The sequence below is a fragment of the Martinezella lusitana genome, from assembly GCF_010668395.1.
In the GTDB taxonomy this organism is placed as follows: Bacteria; Pseudomonadota; Alphaproteobacteria; order Rhizobiales; family Rhizobiaceae; genus Rhizobium; species Rhizobium lusitanum_A.
Map to the genome: position 1 here is coordinate 73,954 of NZ_WUEY01000024.1, position 16,208 is coordinate 90,161.

Consider the following 16,208-nt stretch of genomic DNA (forward strand, 5'->3'; position numbering starts at 1 on the left):
CCGCCCGCTTCATTACGTCAAGAAGTCGGGCACCCAGGATTTGCGGACAACTGAATGAGTAATTTGCTGGAAATGACGGGCATATCGAAGCGTTTCGGCTCGGTACTCGCTCTTGACAATATCGACTTCGACCTTCGGGCGGGCGAGACGCATGCGCTTCTGGGCATCAACGGTGCCGGAAAATCGACCCTCGTGAAAATCATATCCGGCGTCTATTCGTCCGACGGCGGAAAAATCCTGATGAACGGCGTCGAGGTTTCGATACGCGAACCCACGGACGCGATGGAATCGGGTATCGCAACCGTACAGCAGCATCCCGAATTGATCGGAAGCCTGTCTGGTATCGAGAACATTTTTCTTGGTCAGGAGGGCGCCGGCAAAGGTCTGCTGCGTCGCGTTGACCAGGAGCTGATCAAGAAGAAAACCCAGGCACTCCTGGCCCGATTTCCGATCGAGATCGACCTGTCGGTCAAAGTCGAAAACATGTCGAGCGTGGAGCGAGAGATCGTTGCGATCCTTCATGCCCTTCGCCAGGACAATATCAAGGTTCTCATCCTCGACGAGCCGACCTCCACATTGACCCTACCGGAAGCCCGCAAGCTGTTCGAGGTGATGGAAACCCTCAAGCGCTCCGGCATCGGGATCATCTACATCACGCATCGGCTGGAGGAAGTGATTGCGATCGCCGATCGCTTCACTGTCTTCCGCGACGGGCGCAAGATCGTCACCGGCGCCAAGGATGGATCGATCACCGAGGAATCACTGTCAAAGCTGATGCTCCAGAAAGAGCTCGGCGCTCTTTATCCTGCCAAGCGCCCGCAGACGGACGCGGACGGCGACATCCTGCTTCAAACCCGCAGTCTCGGTGTGGAAGGCGCGCTCGAAGACATCAATATCGAGCTCCGCCGCGGTGAGATCGTCGGAGGCTTCGGCCTGGTCGGTTCCGGCATCGAAGTTCTCGCCTCTGCATTGTTTGGAGATCGACGGCTTGACCACGGGCAAATTCTCCTGAATGGCGCAGTTCAGGCGCTGCAGACCCCCAAGGATGCGCTGAGGCGGGGGATCTTTCTCGTTCCTGGTGATCGAAAGACACAAGGGCTGACGCTGACAAAGAACGTGACCTTCAATGCGACCTTGGCCCACCTCGGCAGGGCTTCCTCGCGATGGGGCGGATGGCTGAGACGTCGGAAGAACGCTGATACGGTTGCTGGCCTCCTGGAGCGGCTCGAACTGCGACCGCCGCATTTGTGGCGCAATGCAACAGAGTTTTCGGGAGGAAACCAGCAGAAGATCGTGTTGGCCAAGGGGCTGTTTCGACAGGCAGACGTCTATATCTTCCTCGAACCGACGGTGGGTGTGGATCTTGGCGCGCGCTCGAAACTTTATGACGTGATGCGCAGCTTGTCCGAGCACGCCGCGATCCTGGTTCTTTCCTCTGACTTTGATGAAGTCTGCGGCGTCGCCGATCGCATTTTCTGTCTTTACCGTGGGAGAATGTCCATTCCTCCCAGTTTTGATTTGGCCAGGGACGAGGTTCTCGATGGCGGTCTGGTCGGGAGGCGTCAATGAGTATGAAAGAGTTGCGCGGGCGCGCCATTATGTTTTTGGTGCTCACCATTGTTATCGTCACCGTCTTCTGGACGATGGCCCCGAGCTACATATCCCAACGCAATGTCTTGGCAATTCTCAGACAAATGTCTGTCAACGGCATTGCCTCGATCGGCCTGACCTTCGTCATCGTCCTCAGAAGGTTCGACCTATCCCTTGCCGGGGTTGCGTCTTTCGCCGCCATGACACTCGGGGCCATTTTGGCGGCAACCAACAATCTGTTCCTGGCCTTGTTGGGGTCGATCTGCGTCGGGGGCCTTTGTGGTCTGTTGTCCGGCATTCTCATAACCCGCTTTAAACTGCCCGACGTCGTCACGACGATCGGCGTGGGATCGATCGCCACGGGCATGGCGTTCATCTATGGCGTTTCGATATTTTCGAGCCACTTCTTCTCGTCCGGTATTCTGCGGATCAACGACAGCATGCTTTGGATTGCGCCCCTCCCAGTCGTCATCCTGGCGATAACGGCGGCGGTTGCCTATTACCTGTTGCACATGTCGCGCTACGGTCAGAGCTTCTACGCCGTCGGCGAAAGCCCCGTCACGGCGCGGCTATCGGGGGTAACGATTGGCACCTATATCGCAGCCGGCTTTGCAATCTGCGGGGCCGCTGTCGGAGCTGCGATTATCCTGAACGTTGCGGCCGTTGGTGCAGCTTCCGTCAATGCGGGCAGTCGCGTTCTCCTGCCGGCCTATACCGCAGTCTATCTCGGAGCTGCATTGTTTGGCGGCGCCACTATTCCTGCAACCCTTGCCGGGGCGTTTCTCATGGCCCTGCTTTTGAACGGTTTCAGCATCCTGTCGATGCCATATTTCTACAGCGATGCCATCGTGAGCTTCATCCTGATCATGGCGATCGCCGTATTCAGACCGGAAATCCTGAACCTAATCCACGAGAGGTTGCGGCCGCGTGCCCGCGACAAGTCGCTGCTCGAAAGGTGATCTCATGACAAACGAGCTTGTCTCCTCGCCCCCGATCTCGAAAAGATCGAATGCAAAACGAGCCGATTTGTATCTTACGATCGGCCTGCCAACGACGTTACTGGTCCTTGTCGTCCTGTTCAGCATTGCAACGCCCACCTTTTCCCATTCGGACAATCTGACGAGCATGATCCGCTCAGCGAGCGTCTCGGCCCTGATGTTCATGGGACTGACGTGGGTCTTTGCCATCGGCGAAATCGACGTCAGCTTCGTTTCGGTCGCATCGCTCTGCAACATGCTCGTAGCAGGTCTGGTATCGGACAATTACTCCTGGGGCTTTGCTTGTGCGGCGGCACTTTTAGCGGGGGCTGCCGTGGGGATCATCAACGGCGTCCTCGTCGCATATCTTCGATTGCCCTCTCTTGTGACGACGGTCGCGACAGGCGGCATTGCAACCGCTCTTGCTGCGGCCGTCGGACACGGATCGTCGATTTCCATCGTGGTGCCGGACGTCCTGCGTTCGATGGAGTCTGCCCAGATCGGCCCGATCCCGCTCTTGGCTATCCTCTGCGCTGTTGTCTATCTCTGCGCATGGTACGTGCAGGAAAGACTTCGCGTCGGCCACTACATCTATGCAACGGCCGAGAACCGGCAGGCCGTCGTCGAAGCAGGCGTTCCCGTAAGAGTTGTCGTTCTAAGCGCGTTTGTGCTCTCGGCGCTCTGCGGTGTCCTGGGCGGATTGTTGCTGACGATCGAATTGTCGTCGGGTCAACCCTCGGTCGCCAGCACGCTCTTCCTGGACGGGTTAACTGCGGTCCTGCTCGGCGGAACCATGCTCCGGCTCGGTCGGCCGAATGTTCTCGGGACGCTCTTCAGCGTGCTCGTTCTGACAGTGCTGATCCGCGGCGGCGCCCTGCTCGGATGGACGGATGCGATTTTCCAGACGATCAAAGGACTGCTGCTGCTCGTCGGGATCTTCTTGATCACCTACTGCACGGACGAACAGCGCCACGCTCGAAAATAGCGTCAGGACCCGAGCGCTTTTGCGCAAGCGCGCTTTGTCGGATTCGGCAAAGGGTCTGTGTTGCGGAGCCGATTGAATATTTCTTAACGAGCAAACTGCGCAGGCGGCCATTCGCCCAGCCGCGCGAACCCAGGAGACCTATGACATGACACAAGCTGGCAACAAGGTTGCTCTCGTCACGGGAGCAGCGCGCGGGATCGGCCGTGCACTCGCTGTGGGCTTTTCTGAAGCCGGATACGATGTTGCGATCAGCGATCTGAAAAGCCAGATCGACGGCCTGCAGGAAACCCAGGCGGCGATCGAGCGCAACGGGCGCGCCGCCTATCTGCAGACGATGGATGTCTCGGACAAGAAGGATGTCCAGTCGGCTGTGAAACGTGTGCTGTCGGAAGCCAAGCATATTGACGTCCTGATCAACAACGCTGGAATCTTGCGGCCATCGACGCTCGACGTTCTGAGCGAAGAAGATTTCGACGCGACGATGAACATCAACGTCAAAGGCCTTCTTTTCTGCTGCCAGGCTGTACTTCCGTCGATGCAGGCGCGGCGGGCCGGGTCGATCATCAATATTGCGTCGATCGCAGGGCGGGGAGGCATACCGACCCAAGGCCATTACGCCGCATCGAAGGCATCGGTCATCACCCTCACGCGGGTCCTATCACAGGAAGTCGGCACCTTCGGCATTCGCGTCAACGCGATCTGCCCTGGTGTGATCGTCACCGAGATGGGACGGAAAGTATTGGGCACTGAAGAACAACAGCGTCACTGGATGAGCCTCGCTGCCCTTAGCCGTCTCGGCGACCCTCAAGATCTCATCGGGCCGGCGCTGTTCCTCTCTTCTGAACAGTCTGCCTATGTCACCGGCCAGGCCCTGAATGTCTGCGGCGGTACCAGCTTCGATTGAAGCCTCATCGACATCGAAACTCGTTCCAAGGATTACAAATCGTGAGTGCCGAACACAAGATCACGGCGAGCTGGAAGCAAGCCCCTCATCCGTCCAAACCGAATACATACTCCCGAAACCTGATGGTCGATTTCGGACACAATATCTCGCTCAGCGCATCGGCCTCTCCTGACTATCTTGGAGACGCTTCTCTGCCGGATCCCGAGCAGTTGTTCCTCTCGTCTCTTTCCAGCTGCCACATGCTTTCATTCCTTGCGATCGCGGAGATGCGGGGATGCAAGGTTCTTTCCTACTATGATGAGGCGTCAGCCTATCTTGAGAAGGACCAGGGAGCGTTGGCTCGGGTCAAGCGCGTCGTGCTCAGACCACGTGTCGAATTCGATCCTTCCGGCAAAATTCCCGATCACGACGCCTTGGAGAAGATGCACAACAAGGCTCATGACATCTGCTTCATCGCGCGCTCGGTTACCACAGAGGTTTCCGTTGAACACGACCGATCGGAATAAACGGGCCTTCGAAACCAGTTACTTACGCAATCTCTCCAGGGAGGACATCATGATTGCCGCAATCCAATTAAGCCGAAGCGAATTGCTCGACGCGTACGAGAGAATGTTTGCGATCAGAACATTCGAAGAAACCATGCGTCGCGAATTTGCGGCAGGCAGCATTCCCGGCACCGTTCATCTTTACTGCGGTGAGGAGGCGTCTGCGGCAGGGATCTGCATGCTCCTGCAGGATGGCGACAAGATCTCTTCGACGCACCGAGGCCACGGCCATTCTGTCGCCAAGGGCTGTGACATTGAAGGGATGGTGAAGGAAATCATGGGCCGCCGCGACGGACTTTGCGGCGGCAAAGGCGGATCGCTGCATATTGCGGATCTTTCCAAGGGAATGCTTGGAGCAAACGGGATCGTCGGCGCCGGCGGCCCGATCGCGTGCGGTGCCGCACTCACGGCAAAGCTTCGCGGCACGAACGATGTTTCCGTTGTTTTCTACGGTGACGGCGCCTCCAATCAGGGCGCGATTCTCGAGTCCTACAATCTCGCCAAACTCTGGAATCTTCCCGTCCTCTTCGTCATCGAAGACAACGGCTATGCAGAGGCAACGCCTTCCCACTGGTCCGTGTCGGGGACTCAGGTGCGTCGCGCCAACGCCTTCGACATTCCAGCCACTGAGATCGACGGCAACGATTTCTTCCAGGTCTACGATACCGCGGCAAGCATGATCGAGCGCGCCCGCGAGGGCGGCGGTCCGTCGCTCCTGCACATAAAGTTCACGCGCTACTACGGGCATTTCGAAGGCGACGCGCAGACTTATCGCGGCAAGGACGAGATCGCCGAAGCGCGCAAGCGCGACCCTCTCGACGTGTTTCGCAACCGTGTTCTCGATGCCGCCCTTCTCGGGCGCGGTGACCTCGATGCTGTCGAAACCAAGGTCAAAGACTTGCTTGAACAGGCCGTGATCGCCGCCAAGAACGCTCCGCTTCCAGAGGAAGCCGATCTTCTTACCCACGTCTACGTCGAATACTGAGCCCAAAAAGCGGAGGAGAAAATACATGCCCAGGAAGAGCTATAGACAAGCAATCAATGAGGCAATGCGCCAGGAAATGGAGCGCGATCCGTCCGTTATCCTGATGGGTGAGGATGTCTCGGGGGGCACCGCGGCGGCCGGTGAGCAGGACGCATGGGGCGGGCCATTCGGTGTCACCAAGGGGCTTTACACCCAGTTTGGTCCCACCCGGGTTCTCGACACTCACCTGGCGGAAATGTCTTTCATCGGCGCCGCCGTCGGCGCCGCGGCGACAGGCATGCGACCGATCGCCGAGCTGATGTATATCGACTTTATCGGCGTGTGCCTCGATCAGCTGATGAATCAGGCTGCGAAATTTCGCTACATGTTTGGCGGCAAGGCCACGACACCGCTTGTCATCCGGACCAGTTATGGTGTGAGCGGCAATGGAGCGGCCCAGCATTCGCAGGCGCTTTATCCCATCATGACCCATATTCCAGGTCTCAAGGTGGTCCTCCCGTCCAGCCCCTACGAGGCCAAGGGTCTTCTTATTCAGGCTATCCGCGACAACGATCCGGTCATCTTCTTCGAGAACCGGGCCCTCTACGACACGCAGGGTGAAGTACCAGATGAGCCCTACGCGATACCGTTCGGACAGGCGAATGTCCTGCGGGAGGGCGATGACGTTACGATCGTGGCATTCGGCCGGATGGTGTCATTCGCGCTGACTGCCGCGGAGGCAGCACAGAAGCTCGGCATCTCCTGCACGGTCGTCGATCCTCGAACGACATCGCCTCTGGACGTTGAAACGATTCTTGAAACGGTCGGTGAAACCGGCCGCCTCGTGGTTGTCGATGAAGCAACGCCGCGCTGCTCGATGGCGACCGACATCGTCTCCCTCGTCTCGACCAATATTTTTGGACAACTGAAATCTGCGCCGCAGGTCGTGACGGCTCCGCATTCCCCGGTGCCGTTCTCCCCGGTTCTTGAGTCTCTGTACCTGCCATCGGTCGAGAAAATCACAGGCGCCATATTGGCCGCGGTCGGAAGAGGCCCCCTCGTTAACGCAGCCTGAGGGCGCCGAGGTCTTCCGGGGCCTCGTTTGCCTGCCGCTGCTGCTATCATTGGAAAAAAGTCATGACTGAGATTACAGCAATTACGATGCCCAAATGGGGCTTGACGATGGAAGAGGGTACCGTCGCCAAGTGGGCGGTCAACCCAGGCGATACGGTTTCCAAGGACCAGGAAATCGTCGATATCGAGACCACAAAAATCGCCAATGCTTACGAAAGTCCGGTGAATGGCATCCTTCGACGCGTCGTCGTGCAAGAGGGGGAGGTGGTACCGGTCGGTGCGTTGATCGCGGTGGTCGCGCCACAGGAGATCAGTGATGCCGAGATTGACGGCTTTATCGCCGAATACCAGCAGGATGTGGTGCAAACGACAGCAAGCCCCGTGGCGCAATCCATCACTCTTGCGGGCGGACTTGTCAGCTATCTCAAAGTCGGGCCTGACGAGGGAGAGCCCGTGGTGCTGGTGCACGGCTTCGGTGCGGATCACAAGGGCTGGCTGCTCAATCAGGCTGCTCTCGCGGAGCGTCACCCGACTTACGCGCTCGATCTTCCAGGCCACGGCGCATCGTACAAGCAGGCCGACGACTTTACCGCGCAAGGTCTTGCCGGCGTTCTGCGGGCGTTTCTCGTTGAAATGAACCTGACCGAGGTTCATCTGGTCGGGCATTCCCTGGGTGCCGCCGTCGCAGCCATCGCTGCCTCGGATGCGGGCGACATCGTGAAAACGCTCACCCTCATCTCCCCGGCCGGCCTTGGGTCTGAAATCAACGGTTCGTTCTTCGACGGGTTTATCGGGGAGACGCGTGCCAAAAAACTGCGGCCTTATGTCGAAATGCTGGTTGCTGAACCGAGCCTGGTGACAACCGAGATGGTCGAAGACATCCTGAAATCAAAGCGTCTCGACGGTGCGCAAGCCGCCTTGACCGCAGTGCGTGAGGCAAACTTTCCCGGATCGGAGCAGAAGGTATCGATCGGTGCTGCAATCGCGGATATCAACATCCCGATCCAGATCATTCTCGGCGCAGAAGACAAGGTCATCCCAGGGGAGAAAACCAAGGAACAGCGCGGGGTCAAGATCGTCGAGATAGCAGGCGCCGGCCACATCCCGCATCTGGAAAAATCGTGCGATGTAAACCAACGAATTCAAATGTTTATTGGTGATTGACCGCTTGAATATCATGACCGGCGAACTGATATCTTAGTCGCCCGCTCGAGCCACCCTGAAAGGACATTTCCGGCGGGCTCGAGCGCAGGGGGGAGGAATGCATTTCCAACCGTCTCCGTGCCGGCGCTCATCGTGGCTGAGGCGCTTTGACGCCAGGCGGCAGATTGCGACGATGAATTAGAAATTGGGACGCCGCGATCGGCGGCAGAAAGTTGTTACGGCTATGACGACCATTTTGGATACGACCAAACACCAGGCTCTCCGTTTGCGGCATCCCGAAAAAGCCCATCGCCCGGACACGGAAGTCCTGCGCAAGCCGGACTGGATTCGTGTGAAGGCGCCGACGTCGAAGGGCTATGCCGAAACACGCTCGATCGTGAAGGAGCACAAGCTCGTCACGGTCTGCGAGGAAGCCGGCTGCCCGAATATCGGCGAATGTTGGGACAAGAAGCACGCCACCTTCATGATCATGGGCGAGATCTGTACGCGCGCCTGTGCCTTCTGCAACGTCTCGACCGGCAAGCCGAACGCGCTCGACATGGCAGAGCCGGAAAATGTCGCCAAGGCCGTCAAGGAGATGGGCCTCAGCCACGTCGTCATCACCTCGGTCGACCGCGACGATCTGGCAGACGGTGGCGCCGAGCACTTCGAGAAGGTGATCTGGGCGATCCGCGCCGCTTCGCCGACGACCACGATCGAGATCCTGACGCCTGACTTCCTGAAGAAGCCGGGTGCGCTCGAGCGTGTCGTCGCGGCCAAGCCTGATGTCTTCAACCACAACATGGAAACCGTACCGGGCAATTATCTGACGGTTCGTCCCGGCGCGCGCTATTTCCATTCCGTCCGCCTGCTGCAGCGCGTCAAGGAGCTGGATCCGACCATGTTCACCAAGTCCGGCATCATGGTCGGCCTTGGTGAGGAGCGTAATGAAGTCCTTCAGCTGATGGACGACCTGCGCACCGCCGATGTCGATTTCCTGACCATCGGCCAGTATCTGCAGCCGACGCGCAAGCACCATCAGGTCATGAGCTTCGTGACGCCGGAGGAATTCAAGTCCTATGAGACGGTCGCTTATAGCAAGGGCTTCCTAATGGTCGCCTCGAGCCCGCTGACCCGCTCGTCCCACCACGCCGCCGACGATTTCGCGCGCTTGAAGATCGCCCGCGAGAAAAAGCTGCTTGCGTAGTGCGGTCGTCTCCGCTTGCCGCTCCACCAGCGCATCAGAGCTTCATTGAATGCGGCCTTCCCGGGGACCAATTCGAAAACGCCGTCAGACAAGGTCTGGCGGCGTTCATGACATTCATGGCGTCCAGTTCGTCGTCGATAGAATAGCGCAAAGCCTGCGTACGGAAGATCGAGCAAACCGTCTGAGGCCCGTGCAGTCGAGATGCTAGCCTGGTTCCTGGCCTTATTGATCAACGGGTAGCCGATTGTGATTCCAGCCAAAGACTGACCGATGCGGTGGCCTCCGAATCTTTTCCGTTGATCGGCCGGTCATGGCCTCTAGCTTCAATCGGCCACGACAGAGGAGACGAGACCGAGTTTTTCTCCGACACGCTTCGCCGTTTCGATGCGGGCGGCGGTGAGCGCGGCGACAGCGTCGCGTTGTCTCGCCAGAATATGGGGCGGTGCCTGTTCAGGCGTGCCACTATCAAAGGGCGGCTCGGGTTGATACTGCATATAGAGCTGAATCTGTTTGGCGACATCGTCCCCACGCGCCATTGCGGCGAGGCGCAGCGCACCATCGATGCCTGAGGTCACTCCGGCCGCGAATACCCAATTGCCGTCGATGACGACGCGCTCGTTCACTGGAATGGCGCCCAAAAGCGGAAGCACTTCCATGGATGCCCAGTGGGTGGTCGCCCGGCGGCCCTTCAAAAGGCCGGCGGCGCCAGCCAAGAGTGCACCGGTGCAAACGGAAAACACAAAGGCAGCTTCAGCTGCCTGTCGGCGAATGAAACCAAGGACTTCTTCGTCTTCCATCAAATTCTGCTGCCCCGGACCGCCCGGGACATGCAGGATGTCGAGCTTTGGCATGTCACGCAGCGTGGTTGTGGGATAGAGCGGCAGCCCGTGGAAATCCTTCACCACTTCCATCTTCTTCGCTCCGATATGGACGGTCGCGTTCGGAATAGCGGAAAGGACTTCATAGGGACCGGTCAGGTCGATCTGATCAAGGCGGTCGAATATCAGCGAGCCGATATGCAGGTGCTGATCCGGTGCAAACCTCATATGTTTCTTCCTTTGGGCGTTTGTTGCCAACAGGGGTTCGCCCCGCCGTGCCGGCCGATGATGTAGCGACTGGCTTGAATCGTAACGTGTTTGCCGATTGGGAAAGGGAAAGCGTGTCTCTTGACGGCGCTCGGCAATCGGCCGAATTGGACAATGCGCAGAGATCGGTTCTGTTGCCGGCTATCCCATGGCCAACGGCAGCCTGCCAAACTGGACAGCATTGTCGATCAACCGATTCGCGAAACCCCATTCATTGTCGTACCAGGCATAGACGGTAGCGTGCTCGCCACCGCCGATGACCTTGGTGAGTGTCGTATCAAAAATCGCCGATGCGGAATTATGGATGAAGTCGCTGGAGACCAGGGGCAGATCACTGATGGTCAGTAGTCCCCTCAGCGGCCCTTCGCCGGCGGCAGATCGCATCAACGCGTTGATCTCGTCGGCGGAAGTCGGTCGCCCGCAAGTAAAGCTTACGACCAACAGGCAGACGTCGATGGTCGGAACGCGGATCGAAAATCCATCCAGTCGACCTTGCAGCTCTGGCAGGACAAGGCCAATTGCCGACGCTGCGCCTGTCTTGGTCGGGATAATGGATGCCATGGCAGAGCGGGCGCGGCGCGGATCGGGATGATAGACGTCCGTTAAAACCTGATCGTTGGTAACGGCATGTACCGTCGTCATGTTGCCCGCGATGATACCGACAGCGTCGTTCAGGGGCTTTGCGATTGTTGCCAAGCAGTTGGTCGTGCAGGACCCAATCGCAATGATACGATGGGTGTCCTTCAGGGCGTTGTCATTCACACCATAAACGATGGTTGCATCGATATCGCTGCCTGCCGGCGCGGAGATAATCACACGCTTTGCGCCTGCGGTGAGATGAGCCGACGCGGCCGCACGGTTTGCGAATATTCCGGTGCATTCGAGAACGAGATCAACATCCAGCTCCCCCCATGGCAGCTTCGCCGGATCCCGTTCCGCTAGAACCTTGATAGGATCGCCGTTGACCACAAGCACTCCGTCGGCAACCGAGATCTCAGCCGGAAACTTGCCATGGGTCGTGTCGAATGCTGTCAAATGCGCGTTGATCTCTGCGCTCGCAAGATCGTTGATGGCGACAATTTCGATCGCATCACGCTTATTGCTTTCGTAGAGCGCCCGAAGCGCATTTCTCCCAATGCGGCCATAGCCGTTGATCGCAACTCTCAAAACCATCATATGCCTCGTTTTTAGACCGCGGCAGATTACGGTTGGGTGACCGTTCGACAAAAGACAATTTTCCCTCATTTTCGGTTAGGCACACCAACACCGCCAACTGTTTCCAGCTGTTGAGCTCGCTCCACCTCCTGACGATTGGGCCATCATCTACCGAGGAAAAAAGCCGGCACCAAAGTGCCGGCCTGGATGCCTCTAGGATTTCTCGTGCCCTGCGAGCGCTTCAATGTCCGCTTCGCTCAGCCTGTCGCTCGCCGCATTGCGTTGGTGCCAATAAGGGTAGGGGAGAGGGCTTTTGCTGATATTGTCGAGAAGTTGGCGCTCGTCTGACGAAAGTCTCAGTTCGGCTGCCCCCAGATTATCCTGGAACTGCGCTTCCGTCCGCCCCCCGATGACGATCGAGGTAACTGCCCTACGGCCGATCAGCCAGGACAATGCGACCTGCGCCGGCGAGACCCCCTTACTTTCGGCAATCGAGACGAGGGTTTCGACAATGTTCCAGAGACGGTTCTCATCCCGGATCGGCGGTTCTGTCCAACCGGCAAACTGGCGACTATCTTCGGGTGCTGCCTGGTTGCGGCGATGCTTGCCGGATAGCAGCCCGCCTGCGAGCGGGCTCCAGACAAGGACGCCAAGGCCCTGATCGACCGCGACCGGCAGCAACTCATGCTCGGCGTCGCGTGATTCCAGGCTATAGTGGATCTGCTGGCAGACGAACCGCTGGCGCATGTTGCGTTCGCTGACCCCAAGTGCCTTGACGATATGCCAGCCCGAGAAATTTGAGCAGCCAACGTATCGGACCTTGCCCTGCCGGATGAGCGTATCGAGGGCTTCCATGGTTTCTTCGAGGGGAGTATGGCCGTCCCAATGATGCAACTGATAGAGATCGATGACGTCCGTCTTCAGGCGGCGCAGGCTGGCCTCACAGGCTTCGATGAGGTGATAGCGGGAGTTGCCGGCATTGTTCACACCGTTGCCCATCGGATAGCGCGCCTTCGTTGCGATGAGGACGCCGTCTTTTTGCTTACCCCGCAAAATTTCACCGACGATTTCTTCGGATCGGCCATCGGAATAGGCATCGGCCGTGTCGAGCAGATTGACTCCCTTATCGATGCAGAGATCGACGAGGCGTCTGGCTTCGGAGACCTCAAGAGCCCCGGTTTTCTGCGCCCAGCCAGCGCCGCCGAAGGTCATGGTCCCCATTGTGATCGTCGAAATTTTCAGACCTGAGCGGCCAAGCTGACGGTATTCCATTCGTCTCCTCCTTGATAAGCTGTTTGGTTGATTGATTGCCCGCAGCGGCGGGGCGTGCAGTCCTGAACGGGATGACGAAGGCGCAATGCCTCGATAGGCGCCGCTTGCGGCGCGGCCTATGGTGATCCGCTCACTCACGGGGAGGGTCCCTACGCACTGGGCCGAACCGCTCGATTGGCGCAAAATTGTGCGTAGGGCGCCTCGAAGAATTCAATGATCGTGCCCCAGGGATCCATGCAGTAGACGAGACGCATGTTCTGTTCGGGGTAGAGCTGCCATTTCTTCGACAATACGTTGCCGCCGTTTTGCGTGATCAGCTTGGCCGTCGCGTCAATGTCTGCGGTGGTCAGACAGATGTGAAAAATTCCGGATCGAGAAAAGTCGAAGGTGTTTTCAGGGACGTACGTTTTCGGCTCCATGAATTGGAACATTTCAATTCCCACACCGCAGGCCGTCGTTAGATGGGCGATCCTGACTTTGCCGAAAGCGTCACCGAAAATATCCTTGACGATGGCGCCGAGGTGACTTCCGTCGTCACTCGCCTCAGCCGGCTCGGCGAGGACGAAACAGCCAAGGACGTCTCGGTACCAGGAAACGGCAAGGTCCACGTCGGGGACGTTGATGCCGATATGGTTCATCGTGAAAAGCTGCTTTGTCATTTGCTCAAATCCCGATCGTCGTCAGATCGTTGCTTCAATTCGGCGTTGGAGTCTCGAAGGGGTAGATAATGCCGGCGAAATGGGCGGGACTGCCCGTGCGATCGCGAAAACATCTGCCGTGCGCCATCACTTGCCTGATCGTCCCGGTGCCATCCATTACTCGGTAGACAGCGCTGTAGGGCAGACCGTCGGCGACGGCCTTCAACCAAAGTTTGACGACGTCGTCGCGATCGGCCTGGTGGACACGGGCCAGGTAGTCAACAGGGGAGAGGCCGAGCAGCGTCGCCACCGGATTAAGTCCGAAGAGGGCCGCAACAGCCGTGTCTGCATAAAGCGCATTCTCGGCAAGCGACCAGGTGAATATGCCGGCTTCCGCCTCATCCTCCATTCGAGCCCTCCTCCAGCTCAAAAAATACCGTCAAAACGCGATGCACGGCGCAACGTCTCGAAGCGACGCTTCGGCGGCACCTGGATCAACCGTGTCTATGGCCGATCATCTCCCCGTACGCCGTCTCCCGAACGGCGAGGGCGAGCCAGCGCTATTTTGCGCAAACAACGGCGTGGTTCCGGTTCCAACCTGGAAAGCCCTGCACGACCTCCGCTTTCGTCCGCTCTTGCGCCTGCCAGGATCTCCTCCAAATCGGTCACGTCATGAAAAACTGATCGAACGATAAAAATTTGTCAATGGCTGATCGGGGAATCTAGGCAATCATCGACTCGTGGCAATTTCAGATCAGAGAGGATGCGAAATCCGCGAGTTGCTGTGGCCCCTACAGAGAGGGACTCGAGGGCAGTGCCTCTTATGGCGTATCGGGCTTGGACGGGTGAATTCGCTTAGAAAATCCGCTCAGCTATAAAAAAATTATCGATTGATCAAAATTGCTTGACGAAAGCCGCGAATTACGGGAGGTTCTGCGCCAATCAGATTGTGATGCATCTCATCGGAGGAGGTTGAGGTGACCCGAGTTGGAATTTTTGCTGTCATCCCTGGCGTGCGTCGGCCTTTGCCTAGTGACGGGCGTTTACGCAATCTGTTTCCCAGTACCGGAGGTTCGAGCGCGCCTGGAGGGTTTGTGTTCGTGGGCTGCTCGAACCACGCTTATCGGGCCACGGATGATCAAGTTCTGTCTTCTATCATCGCTTCCGTCGTCGTCGGCCGACCCCATCCCGGGGGTGAGGCGCTGAAACTGGGTTGGCAATCCTCTTTCTCGCCGTGCTTTCGATTTGCCAGATCGATGGTGCGATCAAACATGTGCCTTCGGCGCCGTAAAGCCCGCTTGTGACGCCTTTTGTCCACGGCCGCCTTCGTAATCCATCCAGCATTTAAGGAGACAATCATCATGAAAACAGTTTTGGTCGCGGGCGCCGTCGGTGTCATCGGACGCGCTGTCCTTGCACATTTCGAACAGCAAAAAGATGTCAGGATCATTGGTCTGTCCAGACGCCGTCCCGAATTCGAGACCCGCGCCGAACACATCTCCGTCGATCTTCTGGACGAGGCCGACACGGTGTCGAAGCTTGCTGAGGCAAGCGGAACGACGCACATCGTCTATGCGGCCTACAAAGAGCTTCCGACACGTCACGAGCTCGTCGCGCCCAATCTTGCCATGCTGCGCAATGTCGTGAAGGCCGTCGAGCAGACGTCTCCATCGCTGAAGCATGTGACGCTGATGCAGGGGGGGAAAGCCTATGGGTGTCACCTTGGACCGTTCCCGACGCCGGCACGGGAAGACGACGCCAGACATATCTCGCCGAATTTCTACTATGACCAGGAGGACTTCCTTCGGGAACATTCGACAGGAAAGGATTGGTCATGGTCGGCCCTCAGACCCGAAGCGGTCTGCGGAATGGCGGTCGGCAATCCGATGAACCTGCTGATGGTGATCGCTGTCTACGCGACGATATGCCGGGCGCTCAAGCTTCCGCTAGCGTTCCCTGGCACCGATACCTCGTACAATACCCTTTACCAGGTGACAGACGCCCGGATCCTTGCGCAGGCGACGGACTGGGCCGGGTCTACGGATGCTGCACGCGGCGAAGTCTACAACATCACCAACGGTGATTATTTCCGTTGGGTGCGGCTGTGGCCGCGCATCGCCGAATTCTTCAAGTTGCCGGTCGGCGCCCCCCTTCCGTTCTCGATGCAAGAGATGATGGCAGACAAAAGAGCAATCTGGGACGGTCTTGTCCGCGACCATGGTCTTGCGCCTTACGCATATGACGAAATCGCAAACTGGAACTTCGGCGATCTGGTCCTGAAGACCACGTACGACAACATCACCAGCACGATCAAGGCGCGCAAACACGGCTTTTCGGACTGTATTGACACGGAAGACATGTTCAAGGAGCACTTTACGAGCCTGATTGAAAAGCGGGTTATTCCAGCACCCGTCTGACCGAGCCGCGAAGGGATCTTCAGTTTCTCGGGTTGAGATTTCCGTCAGGTCGCCTGCCTCCCAAGCAAGCAGGACGCAGCCTCGCCACGACTGGCGAGGCTGCGTGAAGACAGCGGCCAGTGGGACAAGCCCGTCCCATCAGGTCGTTGGTCTGCGGGGGATTGCGTGCGCTTAAAACTATGGCGCTGGTCGCGCGCTGCCTATGTGGGAAGAGGGGAGTTGATATGATTGTAGGTGCTGTTCAGGAGCGGG

The 16,208-nt window shown here is 58.1% G+C and carries 15 protein-coding genes; 10 read left to right on the forward strand and 5 right to left on the reverse strand.

Features of this window, described 5'->3' with window-relative positions; genetic code table 11:
• The first annotated feature begins 72 nt into the window (after positions 1-72).
• The 9 genes from GR212_RS31240 (at position 73) to lipA (ending at position 9,389) form a co-directional block, all read left to right on the forward strand.
• Positions 73-1,569: a sugar ABC transporter ATP-binding protein gene (locus GR212_RS31240; RefSeq protein WP_246726119.1), complete on the forward strand. Its 1,497-nt coding sequence runs from the start codon at positions 73-75 to the stop codon at positions 1,567-1,569.
• Complete coding sequence (locus GR212_RS31245) at positions 1,566-2,549, forward strand: ABC transporter permease (protein WP_163992894.1); 984 nt, start codon at positions 1,566-1,568, stop codon at positions 2,547-2,549. The genes GR212_RS31240 and GR212_RS31245 overlap by 4 nt, the downstream gene beginning before the upstream one ends.
• A 67-nt stretch (positions 2,550-2,616) precedes the next feature.
• Entirely contained in the window at positions 2,617-3,552 is a 936-nt protein-coding gene (locus tag GR212_RS31250; protein WP_163992896.1) for an ABC transporter permease, read from the forward strand.
• Between the two features lie 145 nt (positions 3,553-3,697).
• Complete coding sequence (locus GR212_RS31255; RefSeq protein ID WP_163992898.1) at positions 3,698-4,456, forward strand: SDR family NAD(P)-dependent oxidoreductase; 759 nt, start codon at positions 3,698-3,700, stop codon at positions 4,454-4,456.
• Positions 4,457-4,497: 41 nt separating this feature from the next.
• Entirely contained in the window at positions 4,498-4,962 is a 465-nt protein-coding gene (locus GR212_RS37315) for an OsmC family protein (protein WP_163992900.1), read from the forward strand.
• A gap of 52 nt (positions 4,963-5,014) precedes the next feature.
• Positions 5,015-5,986, forward strand: a complete 972-nt coding sequence (locus GR212_RS31265; protein WP_348643579.1) for a thiamine pyrophosphate-dependent dehydrogenase E1 component subunit alpha — start codon at positions 5,015-5,017, stop codon at positions 5,984-5,986.
• A gap of 25 nt (positions 5,987-6,011) precedes the next feature.
• Entirely contained in the window at positions 6,012-7,040 is a 1,029-nt protein-coding gene (locus tag GR212_RS31270; RefSeq protein WP_163992904.1) for an alpha-ketoacid dehydrogenase subunit beta, read from the forward strand.
• A gap of 62 nt (positions 7,041-7,102) precedes the next feature.
• Entirely contained in the window at positions 7,103-8,203 is a 1,101-nt protein-coding gene (locus tag GR212_RS31275; protein ID WP_163992906.1) for an acetoin dehydrogenase dihydrolipoyllysine-residue acetyltransferase subunit, read from the forward strand.
• Between the two features lie 223 nt (positions 8,204-8,426).
• A complete protein-coding gene (lipA, locus tag GR212_RS31280; protein WP_163992908.1) occupies positions 8,427-9,389 on the forward strand; it encodes a lipoyl synthase in 963 nt (320 codons plus the stop codon).
• 323 nt (positions 9,390-9,712) lie between these two features.
• Here the strand turns inward: lipA and GR212_RS31285 are convergent, their stop codons facing one another.
• The 5 genes from GR212_RS31285 to GR212_RS31305 all read right to left on the reverse strand — a co-directional run bounded on the left by GR212_RS31285 (position 9,713) and on the right by GR212_RS31305 (position 13,948).
• Complete coding sequence (locus GR212_RS31285) at positions 9,713-10,435, reverse strand: DJ-1/PfpI family protein (protein WP_163992910.1); 723 nt, start codon at positions 10,433-10,435, stop codon at positions 9,713-9,715.
• A gap of 180 nt (positions 10,436-10,615) precedes the next feature.
• Positions 10,616-11,647 (reverse strand): type I glyceraldehyde-3-phosphate dehydrogenase, encoded by a 1,032-nt coding sequence (gene gap, locus GR212_RS31290; protein WP_163992938.1) that lies wholly within the window; start codon positions 11,645-11,647, stop codon positions 10,616-10,618.
• Positions 11,648-11,842: 195 nt separating this feature from the next.
• Positions 11,843-12,901, reverse strand: coding sequence for an aldo/keto reductase (locus GR212_RS31295; RefSeq protein ID WP_163992912.1), 1,059 nt, complete (start codon positions 12,899-12,901; stop codon positions 11,843-11,845).
• A 149-nt stretch (positions 12,902-13,050) separates the two neighbouring features.
• The gene (locus tag GR212_RS31300; RefSeq protein ID WP_163992914.1) at positions 13,051-13,560 is read right to left on the reverse strand and encodes a VOC family protein; all 510 of its coding nucleotides are present in this window, start codon (positions 13,558-13,560) and stop codon (positions 13,051-13,053) included.
• 34 nt (positions 13,561-13,594) lie between these two features.
• The gene (locus tag GR212_RS31305) at positions 13,595-13,948 is read right to left on the reverse strand and encodes a PAS domain-containing protein (RefSeq protein WP_163992916.1); all 354 of its coding nucleotides are present in this window, start codon (positions 13,946-13,948) and stop codon (positions 13,595-13,597) included.
• A 901-nt stretch (positions 13,949-14,849) separates the two neighbouring features.
• On the opposite strand from GR212_RS31305, the gene GR212_RS31310 reads away from it, so the two are divergent.
• Positions 14,850-15,956, forward strand: coding sequence for an SDR family oxidoreductase (locus tag GR212_RS31310; protein ID WP_246726115.1), 1,107 nt, complete (start codon positions 14,850-14,852; stop codon positions 15,954-15,956).
• The last annotated feature ends 252 nt before the right edge of the window (positions 15,957-16,208 follow it).

Bases quoted from the DNA above. Each gene is read 5' to 3' on its own strand.
- GR212_RS31240 (WP_246726119.1), top strand. From the start codon at position 73: ATGACGGGCATATCGAAGCGTTTCGGCTCGGTACTCGCTCTTGACAAT.
- GR212_RS31245 (WP_163992894.1), top strand. From the start codon at position 1,566: ATGAGTATGAAAGAGTTGCGCGGGCGCGCCATTATGTTTTTGGTGCTC.
- GR212_RS31255 (WP_163992898.1), top strand. From the start codon at position 3,698: ATGACACAAGCTGGCAACAAGGTTGCTCTCGTCACGGGAGCAGCGCGC.
- GR212_RS31270 (WP_163992904.1), top strand. From the start codon at position 6,012: ATGCCCAGGAAGAGCTATAGACAAGCAATCAATGAGGCAATGCGCCAG.
- GR212_RS31275 (WP_163992906.1), top strand. From the start codon at position 7,103: ATGACTGAGATTACAGCAATTACGATGCCCAAATGGGGCTTGACGATG.
- lipA (WP_163992908.1), top strand. From the start codon at position 8,427: ATGACGACCATTTTGGATACGACCAAACACCAGGCTCTCCGTTTGCGG.
- GR212_RS31285 (WP_163992910.1), bottom strand. From the start codon at position 10,435: ATGAGGTTTGCACCGGATCAGCACCTGCATATCGGCTCGCTGATATTC.
- gap (WP_163992938.1), bottom strand. From the start codon at position 11,647: ATGGTTTTGAGAGTTGCGATCAACGGCTATGGCCGCATTGGGAGAAAT.
- GR212_RS31295 (WP_163992912.1), bottom strand. From the start codon at position 12,901: ATGGAATACCGTCAGCTTGGCCGCTCAGGTCTGAAAATTTCGACGATC.
- GR212_RS31300 (WP_163992914.1), bottom strand. From the start codon at position 13,560: ATGACAAAGCAGCTTTTCACGATGAACCATATCGGCATCAACGTCCCC.
- GR212_RS31305 (WP_163992916.1), bottom strand. From the start codon at position 13,948: ATGGAGGATGAGGCGGAAGCCGGCATATTCACCTGGTCGCTTGCCGAG.